At 43.0% G+C, this 22,174-nt stretch carries 23 protein-coding genes and 1 pseudogene; all 24 read left to right on the plus strand.

What is annotated here, in order from left to right:
• The first annotated feature begins 725 nt into the window (after positions 1-725).
• The gene (locus FZ952_RS08915; protein ID WP_005589732.1) at positions 726-926 is read left to right on the plus strand and encodes a F0F1 ATP synthase subunit C; all 201 of its coding nucleotides are present in this window, start codon (positions 726-728) and stop codon (positions 924-926) included.
• A 33-nt stretch (positions 927-959) separates the two neighbouring features.
• Positions 960-1,673 carry a F0F1 ATP synthase subunit A gene (gene atpB / locus FZ952_RS08920; protein WP_045496788.1) on the plus strand — a complete coding sequence of 238 codons (714 nt, stop codon included), beginning with the start codon at positions 960-962 and terminating at the stop codon, positions 1,671-1,673.
• 22 nt (positions 1,674-1,695) lie between these two features.
• Entirely contained in the window at positions 1,696-2,190 is a 495-nt protein-coding gene (atpF, locus tag FZ952_RS08925) for a F0F1 ATP synthase subunit B (RefSeq protein WP_005589735.1), read from the plus strand.
• A complete protein-coding gene (locus FZ952_RS08930) occupies positions 2,190-2,726 on the plus strand; it encodes a F0F1 ATP synthase subunit delta (protein ID WP_148881412.1) in 537 nt (178 codons plus the stop codon). Before atpF ends, FZ952_RS08930 begins: the two co-directional genes overlap by 1 nt.
• A gap of 15 nt (positions 2,727-2,741) precedes the next feature.
• A complete protein-coding gene (gene atpA, locus FZ952_RS08935) occupies positions 2,742-4,247 on the plus strand; it encodes a F0F1 ATP synthase subunit alpha (RefSeq protein WP_148881413.1) in 1,506 nt (501 codons plus the stop codon).
• A 15-nt stretch (positions 4,248-4,262) separates the two neighbouring features.
• Positions 4,263-5,141, plus strand: coding sequence for a F0F1 ATP synthase subunit gamma (locus FZ952_RS08940; protein WP_148881414.1), 879 nt, complete (start codon positions 4,263-4,265; stop codon positions 5,139-5,141).
• Between the two features lie 37 nt (positions 5,142-5,178).
• Positions 5,179-6,585: a F0F1 ATP synthase subunit beta gene (gene atpD, locus FZ952_RS08945; RefSeq protein WP_005589740.1), complete on the plus strand. Its 1,407-nt coding sequence runs from the start codon at positions 5,179-5,181 to the stop codon at positions 6,583-6,585.
• Between the two features lie 7 nt (positions 6,586-6,592).
• On the plus strand, positions 6,593-7,015 hold the full coding sequence (locus tag FZ952_RS08950; RefSeq protein WP_148881415.1) for a F0F1 ATP synthase subunit epsilon: 423 nt from the start codon (positions 6,593-6,595) through the stop codon (positions 7,013-7,015).
• 92 nt (positions 7,016-7,107) lie between these two features.
• A complete protein-coding gene (locus FZ952_RS08955; RefSeq protein WP_062199880.1) occupies positions 7,108-7,338 on the plus strand; it encodes a DUF1146 family protein in 231 nt (76 codons plus the stop codon).
• A gap of 68 nt (positions 7,339-7,406) precedes the next feature.
• Entirely contained in the window at positions 7,407-8,687 is a 1,281-nt protein-coding gene (gene murA, locus FZ952_RS08960) for a UDP-N-acetylglucosamine 1-carboxyvinyltransferase (RefSeq protein ID WP_148881416.1), read from the plus strand.
• Positions 8,680-8,868, plus strand: a complete 189-nt coding sequence (locus tag FZ952_RS08965; RefSeq protein ID WP_037616288.1) for a DNA-directed RNA polymerase subunit beta — start codon at positions 8,680-8,682, stop codon at positions 8,866-8,868. Before murA ends, FZ952_RS08965 begins: the two co-directional genes overlap by 8 nt.
• 74 nt (positions 8,869-8,942) lie before the next feature.
• Positions 8,943-9,800: a DNA/RNA non-specific endonuclease gene (locus FZ952_RS08970; RefSeq protein WP_148881417.1), complete on the plus strand. Its 858-nt coding sequence runs from the start codon at positions 8,943-8,945 to the stop codon at positions 9,798-9,800.
• A 142-nt stretch (positions 9,801-9,942) separates the two neighbouring features.
• Positions 9,943-10,659, plus strand: a complete 717-nt coding sequence (locus FZ952_RS08975; protein WP_148881418.1) for a matrixin family metalloprotease — start codon at positions 9,943-9,945, stop codon at positions 10,657-10,659.
• Between the two features lie 4 nt (positions 10,660-10,663).
• Positions 10,664-11,028 (plus strand): annotated as a pseudogene (locus FZ952_RS08980) (hypothetical protein).
• A 160-nt stretch (positions 11,029-11,188) separates the two neighbouring features.
• Positions 11,189-11,944: a DeoR/GlpR family DNA-binding transcription regulator gene (locus FZ952_RS08985; protein ID WP_062199584.1), complete on the plus strand. Its 756-nt coding sequence runs from the start codon at positions 11,189-11,191 to the stop codon at positions 11,942-11,944.
• A gap of 188 nt (positions 11,945-12,132) precedes the next feature.
• A complete protein-coding gene (gene lacA, locus FZ952_RS08990) occupies positions 12,133-12,558 on the plus strand; it encodes a galactose-6-phosphate isomerase subunit LacA (RefSeq protein WP_062199582.1) in 426 nt (141 codons plus the stop codon).
• Between the two features lie 16 nt (positions 12,559-12,574).
• Positions 12,575-13,090, plus strand: a complete 516-nt coding sequence (lacB, locus tag FZ952_RS08995) for a galactose-6-phosphate isomerase subunit LacB (RefSeq protein WP_148881419.1) — start codon at positions 12,575-12,577, stop codon at positions 13,088-13,090.
• A gap of 12 nt (positions 13,091-13,102) precedes the next feature.
• Entirely contained in the window at positions 13,103-14,032 is a 930-nt protein-coding gene (locus FZ952_RS09000; protein WP_148881420.1) for a tagatose-6-phosphate kinase, read from the plus strand.
• Positions 14,033-14,035: 3 nt separating this feature from the next.
• Complete coding sequence (gene lacD, locus FZ952_RS09005) at positions 14,036-15,016, plus strand: tagatose-bisphosphate aldolase (RefSeq protein ID WP_148881421.1); 981 nt, start codon at positions 14,036-14,038, stop codon at positions 15,014-15,016.
• Positions 15,017-15,345: 329 nt separating this feature from the next.
• Positions 15,346-16,179: a PRD domain-containing protein gene (locus FZ952_RS09010; RefSeq protein WP_148881422.1), complete on the plus strand. Its 834-nt coding sequence runs from the start codon at positions 15,346-15,348 to the stop codon at positions 16,177-16,179.
• 25 nt (positions 16,180-16,204) lie between these two features.
• Positions 16,205-16,522, plus strand: a complete 318-nt coding sequence (locus FZ952_RS09015) for a PTS lactose/cellobiose transporter subunit IIA (protein ID WP_148881423.1) — start codon at positions 16,205-16,207, stop codon at positions 16,520-16,522.
• Positions 16,522-18,234, plus strand: coding sequence for a lactose-specific PTS transporter subunit EIIC (locus tag FZ952_RS09020; protein WP_148881424.1), 1,713 nt, complete (start codon positions 16,522-16,524; stop codon positions 18,232-18,234). The genes FZ952_RS09015 and FZ952_RS09020 overlap by 1 nt, the downstream gene beginning before the upstream one ends.
• 231 nt (positions 18,235-18,465) lie before the next feature.
• Positions 18,466-19,872, plus strand: coding sequence for a 6-phospho-beta-galactosidase (gene lacG / locus FZ952_RS09030; RefSeq protein WP_148881425.1), 1,407 nt, complete (start codon positions 18,466-18,468; stop codon positions 19,870-19,872).
• Between the two features lie 238 nt (positions 19,873-20,110).
• Positions 20,111-22,006: an ABC-F family ATP-binding cassette domain-containing protein gene (locus FZ952_RS09035; RefSeq protein WP_148881426.1), complete on the plus strand. Its 1,896-nt coding sequence runs from the start codon at positions 20,111-20,113 to the stop codon at positions 22,004-22,006.
• Positions 22,007-22,174 lie beyond the last annotated feature (168 nt).

Here is a 22,174-nt window from a genome sequence, read left to right on the forward strand (position 1 = left end):
CATAAGATTCTTTCTAATGATGGTTTCGTTGCTTTTCATTATAGGTCTTATGGGACTTTTTTTCTACAACAAAATAGGCTCCATAATCCCTGCGGTGGATTTACCCACTACAGAAATTATAGAGCCTTTTTTATGCGTTTGTCATACCTACTCTAGGCATTGTGTACGTTTGTCATACCTACTCTTGGCATTGTCTAGAAATTCTCTCTTAAATATGGTAAAATAGAAATTAATAATAAAGATAGTATATCTTTATAAAATATAAGAATGAGCTTATCCAAATAAAGCTTTATTAGTGAGATGATGTTGAAGATATTGTAGATAAAGATAGAACTGTCAGAGGGGCAGGCCGAATAATTGATTTTGAGCATTTGGGAGTCAGTTTCAATAAACAAGTGACAATGTCCAAAAGAGCTTGGCTGATGCGGTTGAAAATATAGCTACCTTTAATCAGGATGTCGCAGACAGCAGTATAATAGGTCTGATTGCTGTTTAGAATCAGCAATTATTTAACTGGAAATCCTATGCTCTTTTTTTGTTGGGTTCTGGAAATAGGAATTTGACAAGGGGATGTCGTTCAGTAAAAGCCAGTTGAGCTAAGGGCTTTCATGGATTAAAAAGAAAAGCCTAAAAAACGCTTACAATATCAAAAAACAATTGACTATTACCTTTATTAGGAGTAAACTAATGGGGTACATTTAAAAAATATAAAAGGAGAATTCATCATGAATTTAACATTTTTAGGACTTTGTATTGCCTGCTTTGGCGTCTCATTAGCTGAAGGTTTGATTATGAGTAATCTGTTTAAAGCAGCTTCACGTCAGCCAGAAATGGTTGATCAATTAAGAAGCTTGCTCATCATGGGTGTCGCCTTTGTTGAAGGTACTTTCTTCGTTACCTTGGTTATGTCTTTCATTATCAAATAGTTTTTTCTATTTTAGAAAAGGGGGTGTCAAACCTTGGAAGAGAGTCTTAATCCGACTATTCAGCTAGGCCCAATATCCTTTGATTTGACCCTACTTGCTATGTCACTTGTGACCGTTTTGATGGTCTTTGGCTTTATCTACTGGGGCAGTAGAAAAATGTCCATCCGACCAAAAGGAAAGCAAAACTTACTAGAATACGTCTATGATTTTGTCATTGGCTTTACCAAAGAAAATATTGGGGAACATTATATCAAGGATTATTCTTTGTTTATGTTTGCCTTGTTTCTCTTTATTGCAGTTGCCAATAATATCGGTTTGATGGCTAAAATTCAAACCACCAATGGCTACAATCTCTGGACCTCACCGACGGCAAATTTGGGCTATGACCTAGCCTTGTCCTTTATCATTACGCTGATTAGTCATGTGGAAGGAATCCGTCGTCGTGGTTTTAAAGATTACTTAAAAGCTTTTGCAACACCTGGATTTATGACTCCAATGAATATCTTGGAAGAATTTACCAATTTTGCCTCCTTAGCTCTGCGGATTTTCGGAAATATCTTTGCAGGGGAAGTTTTGGCTGGCTTGTTGCTTACCTTGTCACAACAAGCATTTTATTGGTATCCAGCTGCTTTCCTAGGTAGTATGTTATGGACAGCCTTCTCGATATTTATTTCATGTATCCAGGCCTATGTCTTTACCATGCTGTCTTCGATGTATATCGGTAAGAAAATAAACGGTGAAGAATAGTAAGTAGAAAGGAAGAAAAGGAATGCACGTAACTATCGGTGCCATTATTGGTGACTTTATTCTCATCGCTGGTTCCTTCCTTTTATTAATTTTTTTAGTAAAGAAGTTTGCCTGGGGCAATATTACCAGTATCTTAGAAGAACGTTCTAAAAAGATTACGGATGATATTGACGGGGCTGAGTCAGCCCGTAAAAAGGCTGAGGAACTTGCGCAAAAACGTGAGAATGAATTAGCAGGAAGTCGTCAGGAAGCAACGACGATTATCGAACATGCTAAGGAAACAGCTGAAAAAAATAAGGCTGGAATTTTAGCGGATGCAGCTGAAGAAGCTGGACGTTTGAAAGCAAAAGCCAATCAGGAAATTGCTCAAAGCAAGGCAGAAGCCTTGAATAGCATTAAAGACGATGTGGCTGACCTAACAGTAAGTCTTGCAAGTAAGATCTTGAGCCAGCAGCTTGATACAAAAGCACACAGTGAGCTCATTGATCGTTATATTGATAAATTAGGAGATGCTTAATGGACAAAAAGCACTATGCGGTAATTGAAAAATATACCTTGCCTTTTGTTCAATTAGTATTTGAAAAAGCTCAGCAACAAGATGTTTTTGAAAAACTAAGCCAAATTAGGGCCGTGTTTGAGGAAACAAATCTTGCTGACTTTTTATCACATATTGGCGTTGATGAGGGAGAGAAGGAGAAGGCTCTTCGACTTTTCCAAAACTCAGATTCACAGCTGATTGATAACTTTATCAAAGTCGTTATTATCAATCATCGAGCAGCTTTATTCTACGATATGTTGGTAGAAATTCAGCACCAGATTGAGAAGAAAAGCAATGAATTTGAAGTGACAGTCAAATCTGTTCAAGCATTGACAGAAAGCCAAAAAGAAAGATTGAAGCCAATTATTGAGCAAAAAATGGGCCTTAAGGTTCGCGCTCTCAAGCAAGAATTGGATGCCGATTTGATTGGTGGCTTTGTCATCTCAGCCAATAATAAGACAATTGATGCAAGTATAAAACGTCAATTACAACTCGTAAAAGAAAATTTGAAATAGAAAGTGGTGTGAATTTTGGCGATTAACGCACAAGAAATCAGCGCTTTAATTAAGCAACAAATTGAAAATTTCCAGCCAAATTTTGACGTCACAGAAACTGGGGTCGTCACTTACATTGGTGATGGAATCGCTCGTGCCCACGGTCTTGATAATGCCATGAGCGGGGAGCTCTTGATTTTTGAAAACGGCTCTTACGGTATGGCTCAAAACTTGGAGTCAACTGACATTGGGATCATCATCTTGGGTGACTTTACAGATATTCGTGAGGGCGATACGATTCGTCGGACCGGTAAAATCATGGAGGTCCCTGTTGGAAATGCATTGATTGGTCGTGTCGTGGATCCGCTCGGTCGTCCTGTTGACGGATTGGGTGAGATTGTTACGGATAAAACACGTCCTGTTGAAGCGCCAGCTCCAGGGGTTATGCAGCGGAAATCCGTTTCTGAGCCTCTGCAAACAGGATTGAAAGCCATTGATGCACTGGTACCAATCGGTCGCGGTCAGCGGGAGTTGATTATCGGTGACCGTCAGACTGGTAAGACTAGTATTGCCATCGATGCTATCCTCAACCAAAAAGGGCAAGATATGATCTGTATCTATGTTGCCATCGGTCAAAAGGAATCTACTGTTCGGACGCAGGTTGAGACCCTCCGCCAGTATGGGGCCTTAGACTATACCATCGTGGTAACAGCCTCTGCTTCTCAGCCTTCTCCTTTGCTTTTCTTGGCACCTTATGCCGGTGTAGCGATGGCAGAAGAGTTTATGTACAATGGCAAACATGTCCTCATCGTTTATGATGATTTGTCTAAACAAGCGGTGGCTTACCGTGAACTTTCTCTCTTGCTTCGCCGTCCGCCAGGTCGTGAAGCCTTCCCGGGGGATGTCTTTTATCTGCATAGCCGTCTCTTGGAGCGTTCAGCTAAGGTTTCTGATGAGCTGGGTGGTGGTTCAATTACTGCCTTGCCATTCATTGAAACGCAGGCAGGAGATATCTCAGCCTATATCGCGACCAATGTGATTTCTATTACAGACGGTCAGATTTTCCTCAGTGATAGCCTCTTTAATGCAGGTATCCGGCCAGCCATTGATGCGGGTTCTTCTGTATCACGGGTAGGTGGTTCTGCACAAATCAAGGCTATGAAGAAGGTTGCAGGAACCCTGCGTATCGACCTTGCTTCTTATCGTGAGCTGGAAGCCTTTACCAAGTTCGGTAGCGACTTAGATGCAGCAACTCAGGCTAAACTCAATCGCGGCCGCCGTACGGTAGAAGTATTGAAACAGCCAGTTCATGAGCCGCTGCCAGTTGAAAAGCAAGTTATCATCCTGTATGCACTGACTCACGGTTTCTTGGATACTGTGCCAGTGGATGAGATTCTTCGGTTTGAAGATGAGATCTTCACTTACTTTGATGCTCATCATGAAGACATTTATGAAACCATTCGTCAGACGAAAGATTTGCCGAGTGAAGAAGTGCTGGACGCCGCTATTACTGAATTTATCAATCAGTCTAACTTCAAATAAGAATAGAGGTGTCAGATGGCAGTTTCATTAAATGATATCAAAAATAAAATTGCATCCACAAAAAACACCAGTCAAATCACCAATGCTATGCAGATGGTTTCTGCATCTAAGTTGGGGAAATCCGAAGAAGCAGCTAAAAATTTTCAGGTCTATGCTTCTAAGGTTCGGAAACTCTTGACCGACCTTTTGCATGGTCATGAGGCAGAAAATGTTAGTCATCATCCTCTGCTCAAGAACAGACCGGTTCAGAAAACGGCTTATATCGTCATTACGTCAGATCGCGGTTTGGTCGGTGGCTATAACGCAACCATCCTCAAATCAATGATGGAGTTAATTGCAGAATACCATGAAAATGGGGATTATGTTATTATTTCTATTGGAGGTATGGGAGCTGATTTCTTCCGTGCACGTGGAATTCAGCCGATTTATGAGTTGCGCGGTTTACCCAATCAGCCGAGTTTTGATGAAGTTCGGAAAATCATTTCCAAAACGATTGAAATGTATCAGAATGAACTTTTCGATGAACTTTATGTTTGTTATAACCACCATGTCAACAGTCTGACCAGTCAGATGCGGGTAGAGCAGATGTTGCCAATCGTCGATTTGGATCCTAGTGAAGCGGATGAGAATTATATCCTCAATCTAGAACTAGAATCCAGTCGAAATGCGATTTTAGATCAGCTCTTGCCTCAGTTTGCTGAAAGTATGATTTACGGAGCCATTATTGATGCCAAGACTGCTGAAAATGCAGCCGGTATGACGGCCATGCAGACTGCAACGGATAACGCCAAAAAAGTGATCAATGATTTGACCATTCAGTATAACCGTGCTAGACAAGCAGCTATCACGCAGGAAATTACTGAAATTGTGGCGGGTGCAAGTGCACTGGAATAGTGTCACAGAAAATAAATATTATAAAGAGGAGAAAAGAATGAGCTCAGGCAAAATTACTCAGGTTATCGGACCAGTTGTAGACGTAGCGTTTGCAGCTGGGGACAAGCTACCTGAGATCAATAATGCACTTGTAGTCTATAAAAATGACGAAAAAAAATCAAAAATCGTCCTTGAAGTAGCTCTTGAGCTTGGTGATGGAGTGGTTCGAACCATTGCCATGGAATCAACCGATGGCTTGACTCGTGGCATGGAAGTGCTAGATACTGGCCGTCCAATTTCTGTACCAGTCGGAAAAGAAACACTTGGTCGCGTCTTTAACGTTTTGGGAGATACCATTGACTTGGATGCTCCTTTTGCGGATGATGCAGAGCGCCAGCCAATCCATAAAAAAGCTCCAACCTTTGATGAGTTGTCTACTTCATCAGAGATCTTAGAAACAGGTATCAAGGTTATCGACCTTTTAGCACCTTATCTGAAAGGTGGTAAAGTCGGACTCTTCGGTGGTGCCGGAGTTGGTAAGACCGTCCTGATTCAGGAATTGATTCACAACATTGCCCAAGAACACGGTGGGATTTCTGTATTTACCGGTGTTGGAGAACGGACGCGTGAAGGGAATGACCTTTACTGGGAAATGAAGGAGTCTGGCGTTATCGAAAAGACAGCCATGGTCTTCGGTCAGATGAATGAGCCACCAGGGGCACGTATGCGTGTTGCTTTGACTGGCTTGACGATTGCAGAATATTTCCGTGATGTGGAAGGTCAAGATGTCTTGCTCTTCATTGACAACATTTTCCGTTTCACGCAAGCAGGTTCGGAAGTTTCTGCGCTCTTGGGTCGGATGCCGTCAGCCGTTGGTTACCAACCAACACTTGCGACAGAAATGGGACAATTGCAGGAACGGATTACCTCAACCAAGAAGGGGTCTGTAACTTCTATCCAGGCCATCTACGTGCCAGCCGATGACTATACTGACCCAGCGCCAGCGACGGCTTTTGCCCACTTGGATTCTACAACCAACTTGGAACGTAAATTGGTTCAATTGGGGATTTATCCAGCCGTGGATCCTCTCGCTTCAAGCTCTCGGGCTCTTTCTCCTGAGATTGTTGGTGAAGAGCACTATGCGGTGGCTGCTGAAGTTAAACGCGTATTGCAACGTTATCATGAATTGCAGGATATCATTGCAATCCTAGGTATGGACGAATTGTCAGATGAAGAAAAGACCTTGGTTGCGCGTGCGCGTCGGATTCAATTCTTCCTTTCTCAAAACTTCAACGTTGCTGAGCAATTTACTGGTCAGCCGGGATCTTATGTGCCTGTAGCTGAGACGGTTCGTGGCTTTAAAGAAATCCTCGAAGGAAAGTATGATAAGTTACCAGAAGATGCCTTCCGCGGTGTCGGTTCAATTGAGGATGTCATTGCTAAAGCTGAAAAAATGGGATTCTAAGAGGTGAATGATGGCTCAAATGACAGTACAAATCGTTACACCGGATGGTCTTGTCTATGACCACCGTGCTGCATTTGTTTCCGTAAAAACGATTGACGGAGAAATGGGGATTTTGCCTCGTCATATCAATACAATCGCTGTTTTGGAAGTGGATCAGGTCAAGGTGCGCCGGGTCGATGATGATAAGCATATTGATTGGATTGCGGTCAACGGTGGTATTGTAGAGATAGCTGACAATGTGATTACCATTATCGCAGACTCAGCAGAACGTGCGCGTGATATTGATATTAGCCGTGCCGAGCGGGCCAAACTGCGTGCTGAGAAAGAGATCGAAGAAGCTCAAGACAAGCATCTGATTGACCAAGAGCGCCGTGCTAAAATTGCCCTTCAGCGTGCCATCAACCGGATTAACGTTGGAACAAGAATGTAATAAGCAAAAAAAGAATGGAAATGCCATTCTTTTTTTGTTGGCTTACGTTTCTTTCCGCTAGGAATTACTGCTCTTATGGTATAATAAAAACTATGATAGAATTAATATTTCGATTATGCAGTCACCTGCTCTTTATTTTCTTTGCTTTTCATCTTCTGTCTACTGTAGTAAGTTGGGAAAGATTTCTAAAAGTAAATGCTGATAATGCTCTCAAAATTCGTTTTTTGATATTATTGTTGAGTATTGCCTTGGGCTACATGGCCAGTCTATTTTTTATTGGCATCTATGATATGAGTCGGGCAATCTTTAACGGTACTTTGTAAGGTCAGATTTTTGATTTTATGGTATGATAGTAGGGATGAATTTTTAATGTTTGGAGTAGCTAGTTAGTATGGAAAAAATTATTATTCAGGGTGGAAATAATCGTCTGGTTGGAACAGTCAAGATTGAGGGAGCTAAAAATGCGGTGCTGCCGCTGTTAGCTGCAACGGTATTGGTCAGTGAAGGAAAAACGACACTCAAAAATGTTCCAGTCCTTTCGGATGTTTTTACCATGAACAATGTTGTTCGAGGCTTGAATACGCAGGTGAATTTTAACCGAGACGAAAACACTGTAGTAGTGGATGCAACTCAGCCTTTGTCTGAGGAAGCTCCCTATAAATATGTCAGCAAAATGCGGGCTTCAATTGTTGTATTAGGGCCGATTCTTGCTCGAAATGGGCATGCTAAAGTATCCATGCCGGGTGGTTGTACGATTGGAAGCCGTCCGATTGATCTTCATTTGAAGGGCTTGGAGGCAATGGGCGCTCAGATTACACAGTCTGCGGGCTACATTGAGGCCAAAGCAGACCGCTTAAAGGGAGCGCATATCTATATGGACTTCCCAAGTGTTGGCGCAACGCAGAATATTATGATGGCTGCGACTTTGGCTAAAGGCACAACTGTTATCGAAAATGCTGCTCGAGAGCCTGAAATTGTTGATTTAGCCCTTTTGTTAAATAAAATGGGCGCTAGAGTCAGAGGAGCAGGAACGGAGAATATAACAATCATCGGTGTGGAAAAACTCCATGGAGCTGAGCATAATGTAGTCCAAGACCGCATTGAAGCTGGGACCTTTATGGTGGGTGCTGCCATGACAGGCGGTGATTTGCTGATTGAGGACGCTATCTGGGAGCACAACCGTCCGCTTTTATCAAAAATGCAGGAAATGGGAGTAGAAGTGACCGAAGAAGATGCAGGAATTCGCATCCGCTCGGATGTTTCAAAGTTAAAAGCTGTTTCGGTCAAAACTTTGCCTTATCCAGGTTTCCCGACGGACATGCAGGCTCAGTTTACTGCCTTGATGGCGATAGCCCAAGGAGAATCCGTCATGGTTGAAACGGTCTTTGAGAATCGTTTCCAGCATTTAGAAGAGATGCGGCGGATGGGGCTTCACTCCGACATTATGCGGGACACAGCCCGGATTTGGGGTGGTGGCAGCCTGCAAGGAGCCGAAGTAATGTCAACAGACCTTCGGGCCAGTGCAACCTTGATTTTGATGGGATTGATTGCTGATGGAGAAACAAAAGTTAGCAAGTTAGTCCATTTGGACCGCGGTTACTATAAATTTCACGAAAAGCTGGCAGCTCTTGGTGCAAATATCAAACGTGTAAAGGAAGAAGACGATGAGTGAAAATTTAAAATATTTAGGTAAACAGCTCGGAATTGTTGCCTTGGTTCTGCTACTTGCTTTTATCATTTTTTGTCTTGGTCTGGTCATCGGTTATGGTGTGATTGGAAATGGAGACAATCCTTGGTCTATTTTATCGCCAAAAACTTGGGACACTATTATTTCCAAATTTACGGGTCAGTGATTTTCCAAGAGTATGACATAGCATCCCGACTGTGCAATTATCCTAGCACAGTCCTTTTAAATGGATAAGGAATTATGCCAAAAAGAAAGAAAATCCTAAGAAAAAGTAATAAATCTGTGCAGACTGTGGCAGGGCTTCTGGTTGCACTGAGCTTGTCGCTGGGAGCCTACTTTTTTGGAAATGGCAATCAAACACCAGCGCTAAACACACCTGCAGTCGTCAGCCAAAATAAGGAGACTAGCACACCTGACCAAGCTCTGTCAGAAAGTGTTCTCACAGACTCAGTGCGCTCTCAACTTGGAGGAAAAATCGAGTGGAATGGGGCAGGGGCTTTCGTCATCAATAGAAATCAAACAAACTTGAATGCCAAAGTTTCTAGTTTGCCTTATGCGGATAATAAAACGAAGATTGTTCAGGGGCATACTGTTCCCACAGTAGCCAATGCCTTGCTTACCAAATCAACACGCCAGTATAAATCACGGGAAGAAACGGGAAATGGCTCTACTTCTTGGGTTCCTGCTGGTTGGCACCAAGTCAAACATCTATCGGGTGATTATCATCATGCGGTGGATCGCGGGCATCTCTTGGCTTACTCTTTGGTCGGTGGTTTAAAGGGCTTTGATGCTTCCACTAGCAATCCAGCCAATATTGCAGTCCAAACAGCCTGGGCCAATCAGGCTAATAAAGACAGCTCGACGGGCCAGAATTATTATGAAAGCCAGATTCGTCGTGCCTTGGATCAGAATAAGCGGGTGCGTTATCGTGTCACTTTGATCTATACCTCGGACAATGATCTTGTACCATCTGGCTCGCATTTAGAGGCTAAGTCCAGTGATGGAAGTTTGGAATTCAATGTCTTCGTTCCCAATGTGCAAAAAGGGATTCAGCTAGACTATAGCAGCGGTCGGGTCAGTCTGACTACAGGTTCTTAAAATTTAATTAGAATGAAAAGGAATGGTTGCAGATTTGTAGTCATTTTCTTTTATAGTTATAGAAAAGAGAGCTTTTTAGTTTTGTTTAAGACAGTATTGATAGAATCTATCTTCTCTTACAATCCGAGAAGTGGAGGTTGCTATGAGATTTATTTTTAATTGTATTTGTTTCTTATTTCGTTTTATTTGGCGGCTGGTCTGGAGCTTGATTTGGTCCGCAGTTCTTAGTTTCGTAGTAATCGTTGGTGTTTTTTATTTTACGACTTCGACAGATAGTGGGCCAGCTGGTTTGTCCCAAGCAGTTCAGGCTGCGGTAGTGCGAATGGAGCAACTTTTCAATGGCCAAGGGTTTACAACAGAATTTGGCAGCTACAGTCAGCAAACCGACCAAATGACAGATGAGCATATCGCTACAGGCAGTCGTTGGGAGCAGGCGAGCGCCAGCATTTACATTGATACACAAAATGAAACCTTTCGGTCTGCTTATCAAGAAGCTATTGATTCTTGGAATCAGACAGGGGCCTTTACCTTTACCCTCACTGAAGATAAGGATTCGGCAGATATTATTGCAACTGAAATGAACGATGGAAATGTGCCAGCAGCTGGTGAAGCAGAGTCTCAGACTAATCTACTCACTCAGCGCTTTACAAAGGTTACCGTCCGTTTGAATGCTTACTACTTACTCAATGACCGCTATGGCTATTCACACGAACGTATCGTAAATACAGCAGCGCACGAATTGGGTCATGCTATCGGCTTAGATCATAACGAGGAGGATTCTGTGATGCAGTCGGCTGGTTCTTTTTACAGTATCCAGCCAGTAGATGTTCAAGCTGTAAGAGAACTGTATCAATCGTAGTATCATGTTAAAAACTATTTTCTATTTTATTAGACGCTTTCAGGAGCAAGTCTCCCTTTTTATCTTTAATTCAGGAATTTTTGCCTGGCTTTGGAAAAGTGGGATAGAGATTGCCAATCAAATCGGTCTGACCGATGTTTGGCAAAATCATATTCCAGTGCCGCTTCAGGCATTTTTCGGCGAAAGCAGTCAAGCTGTTCAAGGCTTCTTTAAGACTTCAGCCTTTATATGGCTGGTCGGTTCGATGATGATTCTTGTGGCAATCCGCTTTGTCAAAGGACTGATTAAGTTGCTTCTATTTTTTTGCTCATTTTACTAGGTATCTACCTAGTGGTGCAGAATCAGGGGATTTTAAGTAGTTTTATCTAAAGTAGGCATCAGTTTATTAGCTACCAGAGCAAGAAGAGCGAGCATGCTTGCTCATTTTTTATGTAAAATCCAAAGTTTTTTGTTTAAAACAAACAAAAACTGTGGAAAATAAAAAAGAAAAGAGTTATAATGAAGAAAACGGGAGATGGAGGAGTCGAAAATGAATAAGATTGAACGATTAGACGAATTGGTTAAGCTGGTAGATAGACTTGGAACGATTACAGTTGCTCAAATTGTGGAAAGCCTGAAAGTCTCTGACATGACTGTTCGACGTGATTTGACAGAGCTAGAAAATCAAGGGAAATTGACTCGTATTTTTGGTGGAGCTAAAAGTAATAAAGCCCAACAATATCACGAAATTCCTCACGAAGAGAAACTCTTCAAGAATATTGAAGCTAAGCGAGCCGTTGCTAAAAAGGCTGTGCAGCTGATTGAGGATGGGGACACCATTTTCCTTGGTCCAGGGACTTCTGTAGAAGTGCTGTCCGAGCAAATAAGCAATCAAAATCTGCGCGTGATTACCAACTGCCTGCCTATCTTTAATGACCTGCTCAAGAAAAAGTCAGATACCTTTAAAGTTTTTCTTCTTGGAGGGGAAATGCGGGAGACTAGTCAAGCCTTTGTAGGAGAGATGACCAACGCTATCATGGAGCGCATGTATTTTACTAAGATGTTCTTCAGCTGTAACGGCATTAAAGGTGGACAAATCATGATCTCTTCCTTTGAAGAGGCCTACACCCAAAAGCTGGCCTTAGAGCGCTCGACGGAGACATATTTGTTGATTGATTCTTCTAAGATTGATAAGGAAGATTTCACTTCCATCTGTCCTCTATCTGAAATTACAGCAGTTATCATTGATCAAACTTCCGATACAGTTCATGAGGAATTAGAAGTGCATACTAAAGTTATCTCATAAGGAATAGACAAAAATGCTCTGGATAAGAGCTTTTTGTTTATCTATAACATTATTTAAAAATATTTGATTAAAATAAACAAAAAAGTGTTGACAATAAACTTAAAAAGGAGTATATTATGATTATAGAAAACAGATAGTGATTTAGATAAACATAAATCTGTTAAAAAATAATCAAAAGGAGAATGCTCATGGCAATTATTATTGGAGCAGATGCTGCTGGAAGCAAGCTGAAAGATGTGGTCAAGGATTTTCTCGTCGGAGAAAACTTTGAAGTGGTGGATGTGACGAAAGAAGGTCAGGATTTTGTTGATGTGACCCTTGCAGTTGCAGCTGAGGTGAATAAGCAAGAGGAAAATCTTGGTATTGTTATCGATGCTTATGGGGCTGGCCCATTCATGGTAGCGACCAAAATCAAGGGCATGGTTGCGGCGGAAGTTTCAGATGAACGCTCTGCCTACATGACTCGCGGCCATAACAACTCTCGCATGATTACAATGGGAGCTGAAATCGTTGGCGAAGGGATAGCTAAGAATATTGCCAAAGGCTTTGTCAATGGGAAATATGACGGCGGCCGTCACCAAATCCGGGTTGACATGCTCAACAAGATGTGCTAAGAAAAGGAGAAATCAAATGAAAATTGCAATTGGATGTGACCATATCGTTACCAATGAAAAAATGGCGGTCGTGGATTTCTTGAAATCAAAAGGCTACGAAGTACAGGACTACGGAACGTATGACCATGTACGGACCCACTACCCTATCTACGGAAAAAAGGTAGGGGAAGCTGTGGCCAGTGGCAAGGCGGATCTGGGAATCTGTATTTGCGGTACTGGTGTCGGGATTAACAATGCGGTTAATAAAGTTCCTGGCATCCGCTCAGCTCTGGTGCGCGATATGACCTCGGCTCTCTATGCTAAGGAAGAGCTCAACGCCAACGTTATCGGCTTTGGCGGAAAAATTACTGGTGAGCTCCTCATGTGTGACATCATCGAAGCTTTCATTCATGCGGAGTACAAGCCAACCGAAGAAAACAAAAAGCTGATTGCCAAGATTGAGCACGTTGAAAGTCACAATGCTCATCAGGCAGATGATAATTTCTTTACAGAATTTCTTGAAAAATGGGATCGTGGAGAATACCACGACTAGTGAGGTAACCAGATGATTCTTACAGTGACCATGAATCCTTCTATCGATATTTCCTATCCATTAGAAGAATTGAAAATAGATACTGTTAATCGTGTTTCAGAAGTCAGTAAGACAGCAGGGGGAAAGGGGCTCAACGTAACCAGGGTCTTGGCGGAAATTGGAGACAATGTCGCTGCGACGGGACTGATTGGTGGGACTAATGGTGAATTTCTCTTGCAGAATCTTCATCAAGATGTGCGGCCATTATTTTATAATATTTCGGGAGATACGAGAAATTGTATTGCTATCTTGCACGAAGGCAAGCAAACAGAAATCCTGGAAGCAGGTCCGACTATTACAGCTGATGAGGCAAGGGATTTCCAAGAGCACTTCCGGTCTTTGATGGCTGAGGCAGATGTTGTCAGTATTTCAGGAAGTCTGCCAGCGGGTCTACCGACAGAATACTATATCCAGCTGATTGAAATGACTAATCAAGCTGGCAATAAGGTAGTGCTGGATTGCTCTGGAGCAGCTCTGGAAGCTGTGCTCAAATCAGATGTCAAACCAACTGCCATCAAACCTAATAATGAGGAACTTTCTCAGTTATTAGGTCGCGAGGTTTCAAAAGATTTGGATGAGTTAAAAGCTGTCCTTTCAGAACCGCTCTTTGAGGGAATCGAGTGGATTATCGTATCACTTGGTGCAGATGGAGCCTTTGCCAAGCACTGGGATACTTTCTATAAAGTAGATATTCCTAAAATCCAAGTGGTCAATCCAGTTGGCTCTGGTGACTCAACTGTTGCAGGGATTTCTTCAGCCTTAAGCCATCAAGAAGATGCTGTCTCCCTGCTCAAAAAAGCTAATGTTCTTGGCATGCTCAATGCCCAAGAAAAAATGACCGGTCATGTCAACGTTGAAAACTATGACGGCCTATACAATCAAATCACAGTAAAAGAGGTATAAAGAATGGTATTAACAGAACAAAAACGCAAGTACATGGAAAAACTTTCTGACGAGAATGGCATTATCTCTGCCTTGGCTTTTGATCAACGCGGTGCTTTGAAACGCCTCATGGCTCAATACCAAGAAGCAGAACCAACTGTAGAACAAATGGAAGAACTGAAAGTTTTGGTCGCAGAAGAGCTGACCCCTTATGCTTCTTCTATGTTGCTGGATCCTGAGTATGGACTGCCTGCTACGAAGGCTTTGGATAAGAATGCTGGCTTGCTATTGGCCTATGAAAAGACAGGCTATGATACGTCTAGCACCAAGCGCCTGCCAGACTGTCTGGATGTTTGGTCTGCAAAACGCATCAAAGAACAGGGTGCAGATGCGGTGAAATTCCTCCTTTACTATGATGTGGATAGCTCTGACGAGCTCAACCAACAAAAGCAGGCTTATATCGAGCGTGTGGGCTCAGAGTGTGTGGCAGAAGATATTCCTTTCTTCCTTGAAATCTTGGCTTATGATGAAAAGATTGCGGATGCTTCCAGCGCTGAATACGCCAAAGTAAAACCACACAAGGTCATTGGAGCGATGAAAGTCTTCTCAGATCCGCGCTTTAACATCGATGTCCTGAAAGTAGAAGTTCCTGTCAATGTCAAATATGTAGAAGGATTTGGCGATGGCGAAGTGGTGCATACAAAAGCTGAAGCAGCTGCTTTCTTCAAGGAACAAGATGAGGCAACCAACCTGCCATACATCTACTTGAGTGCGGGTGTATCTGCGAAACTCTTCCAAGAAACACTTGTTTTCGCTCATGAGTCAGGTGCTAACTTCAACGGCGTTCTCTGCGGACGTGCGACTTGGGCTGGTAGTGTCAAAGACTACATTGAGCAAGGCGAAGAGGCAGCTCGTAAGTGGCTCCGTACAACAGGATTTGAAAACATTGATGAGCTCAACAAGGTTCTTCAAAAAACAGCTACCTCTTGGAAAGAGAGAGTTTAAAGCAGCTATTTTAGTTCAATACGCTTGTCTAAAGCTTTCTTGGACTAAAGTCAATCATTGGTATTTGATCTGTAAGATTGGCCAATGATTGGTTTTAGTTTGAAATCATCAAAAATAAATGAAAATGTTTAAAAAAATCAAAAGTAAGGGTTTACATTGTCGTTTTGATATGTTATAATTAAACCATAAGTTGAATAGGGTGAGCGTTACTAAGTTGGATTAGGCGTGACCGCAAATGAATTGGGAAAGTCAAGTATTCTTGTTATTTTCCGTTTATTTGCGGTCATTTTTATTTCACAAAAGCTCAATAAAATGATAAGGAGGGAGCTATGTATCGAATCATACATCCTATGAATAACAATGTTGCCTTAGCTAAGAATGAGCATCAGGAAGAAGTTGTTCTGATTGGCAGTGGCATCGCTTTTAATAAGAAGAAAGGGGATGTTGTTCTTGAAAGCAAGATTGAAAAAATCTTCCGATTAAGGACAGAAGAATTAAAAGAGAACTTTGTAGCTTTGCTCAAAGATGTTCCGCTGGACTTTATCACGGTGACTTATGATGTGATTGATACTCTTTCTAAGAAGTATCATTACCCTGTTCAGGAGTACATCTACGTTACGCTGACGGATCATATCTACTGTTCTTATCAAGCAGTCCAGCAGGGCCGCTACAAGGCTAGTGACCTACCGGATGCTTCAGAGAAATACCCAGTTCCTTATCAAATCGCACAAGAAGCAGTGGCTATTTATCGGGATCGGCTCTTAGATAGTTTTCCTGATGATGAAGTGAACAGAATTGCATATCATTTTATCAATGCAGAAGGCGACTCCACTCCTGTAGGTCAAAGTCACTTAGATAAGCGAAAAGACATTCTAAATGCTGTGGAAGAGGAGCTAAGGAAGCAAGGAATTAGAAGAACAGCTAATAATAGTAACTTCTATGACCGATTCATGATTCATCTCAATTATTTCTTAGATTACTTGGATAGAAGCCGCGATGACAATGTTGCGCTGCTAGAAATGGAGAGCCAGATTAAACTGACTTATCCTGAAGCCTATCAAATTGGAAGCAGTCTCTATGAGATTATTGCTCAGAAAACTGGAATAGACTTGTATCATAGTGAGCGAGTTTATCTAGTCTTACATATTCAACGATTACTATAACTAAAAAATATAAGGAGGTTCTATTATGAACAGAGAAGAAATTACATTACTTGGTTTTGAAATCGTAGCCTATGCAGGTGATGCTCGTTCCAAATTGTTGGAAGCATTGAATGCAGCTCAAGCAGGAGAATTTGACCGAGCAGAAAGCTTGGTGGAGGAAGCTAATGCTTGCATTATTGAAGCACACCACGCTCAGACAAACCTGCTGACCAAAGAAGCATCGGGTGAAGATTTGGCTTACAGTGTGACCATGATGCACGGTCAGGATCACCTGATGACAACCCTGTTGCTCAAGGATTTGATGAAACACATGATTGAATTATACAAAAGAGGAGCAAAATAATGAACAAACTTATTGGAATTATTGAGAAAGGGAAGCCTTTCTTTGAAAAACTATCACGTAACATCTACTTACGCGCTATCCGTGATGGTTTTATCGCAGGGATGCCAGTTATCCTTTTCTCCTCCATCTTTATCCTGATTACCTATGTGCCAAATTCCTGGGGCTTCCAGTGGCCAAAAGATATTGAAGCGCTCCTGATGAAACCTTACGGTTACTCTATGGGGATTTTAGCTCTTTTGGTAGCTGGTACAACGGCTAAATCTTTGACCGATTCTGTCAATCGAAGCATGGAGAAAACCAATCAAATCAACTATATGTCTACACTTCTGGCAGCTATTGTTGGTTTATTGCTGCTAGCAGCTGATCCGATAGAAAATGGTTTTGCGACTGGTTTCCTGGGTACTAAAGGACTGCTAACAGCCTTCATTTCAGCCTTTGTAACTGTCAATATCTATAAGGTCTGTGTGAAGAATAATGTGACCATTCGGATGCCAGACGAGGTTCCGCCGAATATCTCACAAGTCTTTAAAGACGTCATTCCTTTCACTCTTTCTGTTGTATCACTTTATGTCTTAGATATTCTCGCACGGAACTTTGTCGGTGCTGGTTTGGCCGAGTCAGTTGGTAAATTCTTTGCACCGCTCTTCTCAGCTGCTGATGGTTATCTAGGGATCACCCTTATCTTTGGAGCATTTGCCTTCTTCTGGTTTGTGGGGATCCATGGTCCTTCTATCGTTGAGCCAGCGATTGCGGCCATCACTTATGCCAATGCGGAGGTCAATCTGCAGCTTCTCCAACAAGGACAACACGCAGATAAGATTTTGACATCTGGTACACAAATGTTTATCGTTACTATGGGAGGTACAGGTGCAACCTTGATTGTCCCATTCATGTTCATGTGGATCTGTAAGTCTAAACGTAATAAGGCTATCGGCCGTGCGTCTGTCGTACCAACTTTCTTTGGGGTAAATGAGCCCATCCTCTTTGGTGCTCCAATCGTATTGAATCCAGTCTTCTTTATTCCATTTATCTTGGCGCCAATTGCCAATGTCTGGATTTTCAAATTCTTTATTGATATTCTGGGTATGAACAGCTTTACAGCTAACCTGCCTTGGACGACTCCAGGACCTTTGGGTATTATTCTTGGAACCAACTTCCAACTTCTGTCTGTAGTTTTGGCAGCAACTTTGATTGCAGTAGACTTTATCATCTACTATCCATTCGTTAAAGTTTATGATGAACAAATTCTGGAAGACGAACGTTCTGGAAAATCAAATGATGAATTGAAAGAAAAAGTTGCAGCGAATTTCAACACTGCCAAAGCAGATGCTATTCTTGATAAAGCAAATGCAGGAGGCGCAGCAGAAGAAGCTCCAGCGCAAAACAATATTAGCGAAGAGACCAATGTTCTGGTGCTCTGTGCAGGTGGCGGTACCAGCGGATTGCTGGCTAACGCTTTGAATAAAGCAGCAGCTGAATACAAGGTTCCTGTGAAAGCAGCGGCGGGCGGTTATGGTGCTCACCGTGAGATGTTACCTGAGTTTGACCTGGTTATCCTGGCCCCTCAAGTTGCTTCCAACTTTGAAGACATGAAGGCGGAAACGGATAAATTGGGTATCAAACTAGCTAAAACAGAAGGTGGCCAATACATCAAACTAACCCGTGATGGTAAAGGGGCGTTAGCCTTCGTTCAGGAGCAATTTAACAACTAAATCTATTTATTTGAGATGAAGCAACTTGATAGAGTTTGGGACAAAAGTCCTAGCCTCTCAATTGTCTTTGGATTGTCGAGCAAGACGCAGTGGTTGAGTGGGCTCTACTAGGCTGATTTCATCAGCTTTTATAGCCCTACTCAACTGTGCGGAGGTGGGACGACGAAATCGAATTCTAACGAATTACCGATTTCTGTCCCACTCTCCAAATGTTATTGAAAGGAAAATAAGATGACAAAAACCTTACCTAAAGATTTTATTTTCGGTGGTGCAACAGCAGCCTATCAAGCTGAGGGAGCAACCCACACAGATGGAAAAGGACCTGTTGCCTGGGATAAGTACCTAGAGGATAACTATTGGTATACGGCAGAACCTGCCAGCGACTTTTACCATAAGTACCCTGTGGATCTGAAGTTGGCTGAAGAGTATGGTGTCAATGGTATTCGGATTTCCATCGCTTGGTCACGGATTTTCCCGACAGGCTATGGTGAGGTCAATCCGAAAGGTGTGGAATTTTACCATAATCTTTTCGCAGAATGCCACAAGCGCCATGTAGAACCTTTTGTGACCCTTCACCACTTCGATACACCAGAGGCTCTTCATTCAAATGGAGATTTCCTCAATCGGGACAACATTGAGCACTTTGTAGATTATGCGGCTTTCTGTTTTGAAGAATTTCCAGAAGTTCGCTATTGGACGACTTTCAATGAAATTGGCCCCATTGGTGATGGCCAGTACTTAGTTGGAAAATTCCCGCCGGGTATCCAGTACGACTTGGCCAAGGTTTTCCAATCTCATCACAACATGATGGTCTCCCATGCTCGTGCCGTTAAGCTCTACAAGGACAAGGGCTACAAGGGTGAAATTGGTGTCGTTCATGCACTGCCGACAAAATATCCTTACGATCCAGCAAATCCAGCAGATGTCAGAGCAGCAGAGTTGGAAGATATTATTCATAACAAATTTATCCTAGATGCGACTTATCTGGGGCACTATTCAGATGTAACTCTGGCAGGAGTGAATCATATCCTTAAGGTCAATGGTGGTCAGCTGGATCTGCGCGATGAAGACTTTGCGGCTTTAGAAGCAGCTAAAGACCTCAATGACTTCCTTGGCATCAACTACTATATGAGTGATTGGATGCGCGACTTCGAAGGCGAAACGGAAATCATTCATAACGGAAAAGGTGAAAAGGGAAGCTCTAAGTACCAGATTAAGGGTGTGGGACGCAGAGAATCTCCAGTCCATATACCAAAAACCGATTGGGATTGGATTATCTATCCTCAAGGTCTCTATGACCAAATCATGCGGATTAAGAAAGATTATCCAAACTACAAGAAAATCTATATCACAGAAAATGGTCTCGGTTATAAAGATGAATTTGTAGACAATACGGTTTACGACGATGCTCGGATTGACTATGTCAAGCAGCATCTGGAAGTTTTATCCGATGCGATTGCGGACGGGGCTAATGTCAAGGGCTACTTTATCTGGTCTCTGATGGATGTCTTTTCTTGGTCTAACGGTTATGAAAAACGCTACGGCTTATTCTACGTGGACTTTGAAACGCAGGAACGCTACCCGAAGAAATCCGCTCACTGGTATAAGAAACTAGCTGAAACACAAATGATTGAATAGAAAGTAAAGCCGTTAGAGTTGAGCTCTTTCGGCTTTTTTGGGTATGCTAATCCATAGAAGTCTGATTTGATGGTAGGCGGAGCTTGGTGCTCAATCACTGAGATGGACTTGCTGGTCTGAGTGCTTGCGGAAAAATTTAAAATTTCCCTTTAAATTTGATTGAGGGACAGAGAGTTTCGGTTGTGTTTTTTAGTCGAAGCTAATAGCTCTGCACCTAGAAATCTGCTATAATGGTCTTATGATTATTTTACAAGCAAGCAAGATTGAACGCTCTTTTGCAGGGGAGCTTCTTTTTAACAATATTAACCTGCAGGTGGATGAAGGCGACCGGATTGCTCTGGTCGGTAAAAACGGAGCTGGGAAGTCAACCCTGCTCAAGATTTTGGTGGGCGAGGAAGAGCCTACTTCTGGTCAGATTAATAAAAAACGAGACCTTTCCCTATCTTATCTGGCTCAGGACAGCCGCTTTGAGTCGGAGAATACTATCTACGACGAGATGCTGCTGGTCTTTGATAGCCTGCGCCAGCAGGAAAAACGCTTGCGGCAGATAGAGCTGCAAATGGGAGAATTGTCAGGGGAAGAATTGACAACTCTTATGACCCAGTATGACCAGCTGTCAGAGGATTTCCGCCAGAAAGGTGGTTTTACCTACGAGGCCGATATTCGAGCGATTTTGAATGGCTTCAAGTTTGACCTGTCCATGTGGCAGATGAAGATTTCTGAACTTTCGGGCGGGCAGAATACTCGGCTGGCTCTGGCCAAGATGCTTTTGGAAAAGCCAGAACTGCTGGTCCTGGACGAGCCGACCAACCATTTGGATATCGAGACCATTGCCTGGCTAGAGACTTACTTAGTCAACTACAGCGGTGCCCTGATTATCGTCAGCCACGACCGCTATTTCTTAGACAAGGTTGCGACCATCACGCTGGATTTGACCAAGCATTCCTTGGATCGCTATGTGGGAAATTACTCCAGTTTTGTGGTCCAAAAGGAGCAGAAGCTAGCCACCGAAGCTAAGAACTACGAAAAGCAGCAGAAAGAAATCGCTGCGCTGGAGGACTTTGTCAATCGCAATCTAGTCCGAGCCTCCACAACCAAGCGGGCTCAGTCCCGCCGCAAGCAGCTGGAAAAGATGGAGCGTTTGGACAGACCAGAAACCGGCGGTCGCTCGGCCAATATGACCTTCAAAGCTGATAAGGTTTCGGGCAATGTTGTGCTGACCTTGGAAGACGCAGCTATTGGCTATGGAGAGGAAGTCCTGTCGGAGCCGATTAACCTTGACATTCGCAAGTTCAATGCGGTAGCTATTGTCGGGCCAAATGGGATTGGGAAGACGACCTTGATTAAATCATTAATCGGTCAAGTGCCCTTCATCAGAGGCAAGGAGCAGCTGGGGGCTAATGTAGAGCTGGGCTACTATGACCAGACCCAGAGCAAGCTGACCCCTAGCAATACGGTTCTTGATGAGCTGTGGAATGACTTCAAGCTAACGCCGGAGGTCGAGATTCGCAATCGCTTGGGGGCTTTCCTCTTCTCGGGTGATGATGTCAAGAAGTCGGTCGGCATGCTATCGGGTGGAGAGCGGGCGCGTCTGCTCTTAGCCAAGCTGTCTATGGAAAACAACAATTTCCTCATCCTCGACGAGCCGACCAACCATTTGGACATTGATAGCAAGGAAGTGCTGGAAAATGCCCTGATTGACTTTGACGGCACCCTGCTTTTTGTTAGTCACGACCGTTACTTTATCAATCGCGTGGCCACCCAGATCATCGAGCTCTCAGAGACAGGCTCTACCCTTTATCTGGGTGATTATGACTACTATCTGGAGAAAAAGGCAGAGCAGGAAGCCTTGCGTGAGGAGACGGAGCAGACTAGTCCTGACAAGCCAGCACCTGCCAATGACTATCAGCTTCAAAAGGAAAACCAGAAAGAACAGCGCCGTTTGGCCCGTCGCCTAGAGCAATTGGAAGCGCAAATCGAAGACTTGGACAGCCAGATCAGTCAGCTTCAGGAAGCCATGCAGGCCACCAACGACGCCGGCGAACTCATGGAGAGCCAGCAGCAAATCGACCAGCTGACCGCCAAACAAGAAGAAGCCATGCTGGAATGGGAAGAACTAGCGGAGAAGGTGTGAGAAGGAAAAAGAACCTGTGTAAGAATGCCTAGTTTCTGTGAGAAGTGAGCTTGTCAGGGCTCGAAATACTTAATTTCACATGTGAAATCAGTCCCAAAAGAGCAAAAACCGAATTTTTACATGTGAAATCTCTGATTCTGTGATAAAAAGATAAATCCTTCATGAAGA

Source organism: Streptococcus sp. Marseille-P7376, assembly GCF_902460385.1.
Taxonomy (GTDB): Bacteria; Bacillota; Bacilli; order Lactobacillales; family Streptococcaceae; genus Streptococcus; species Streptococcus sinensis.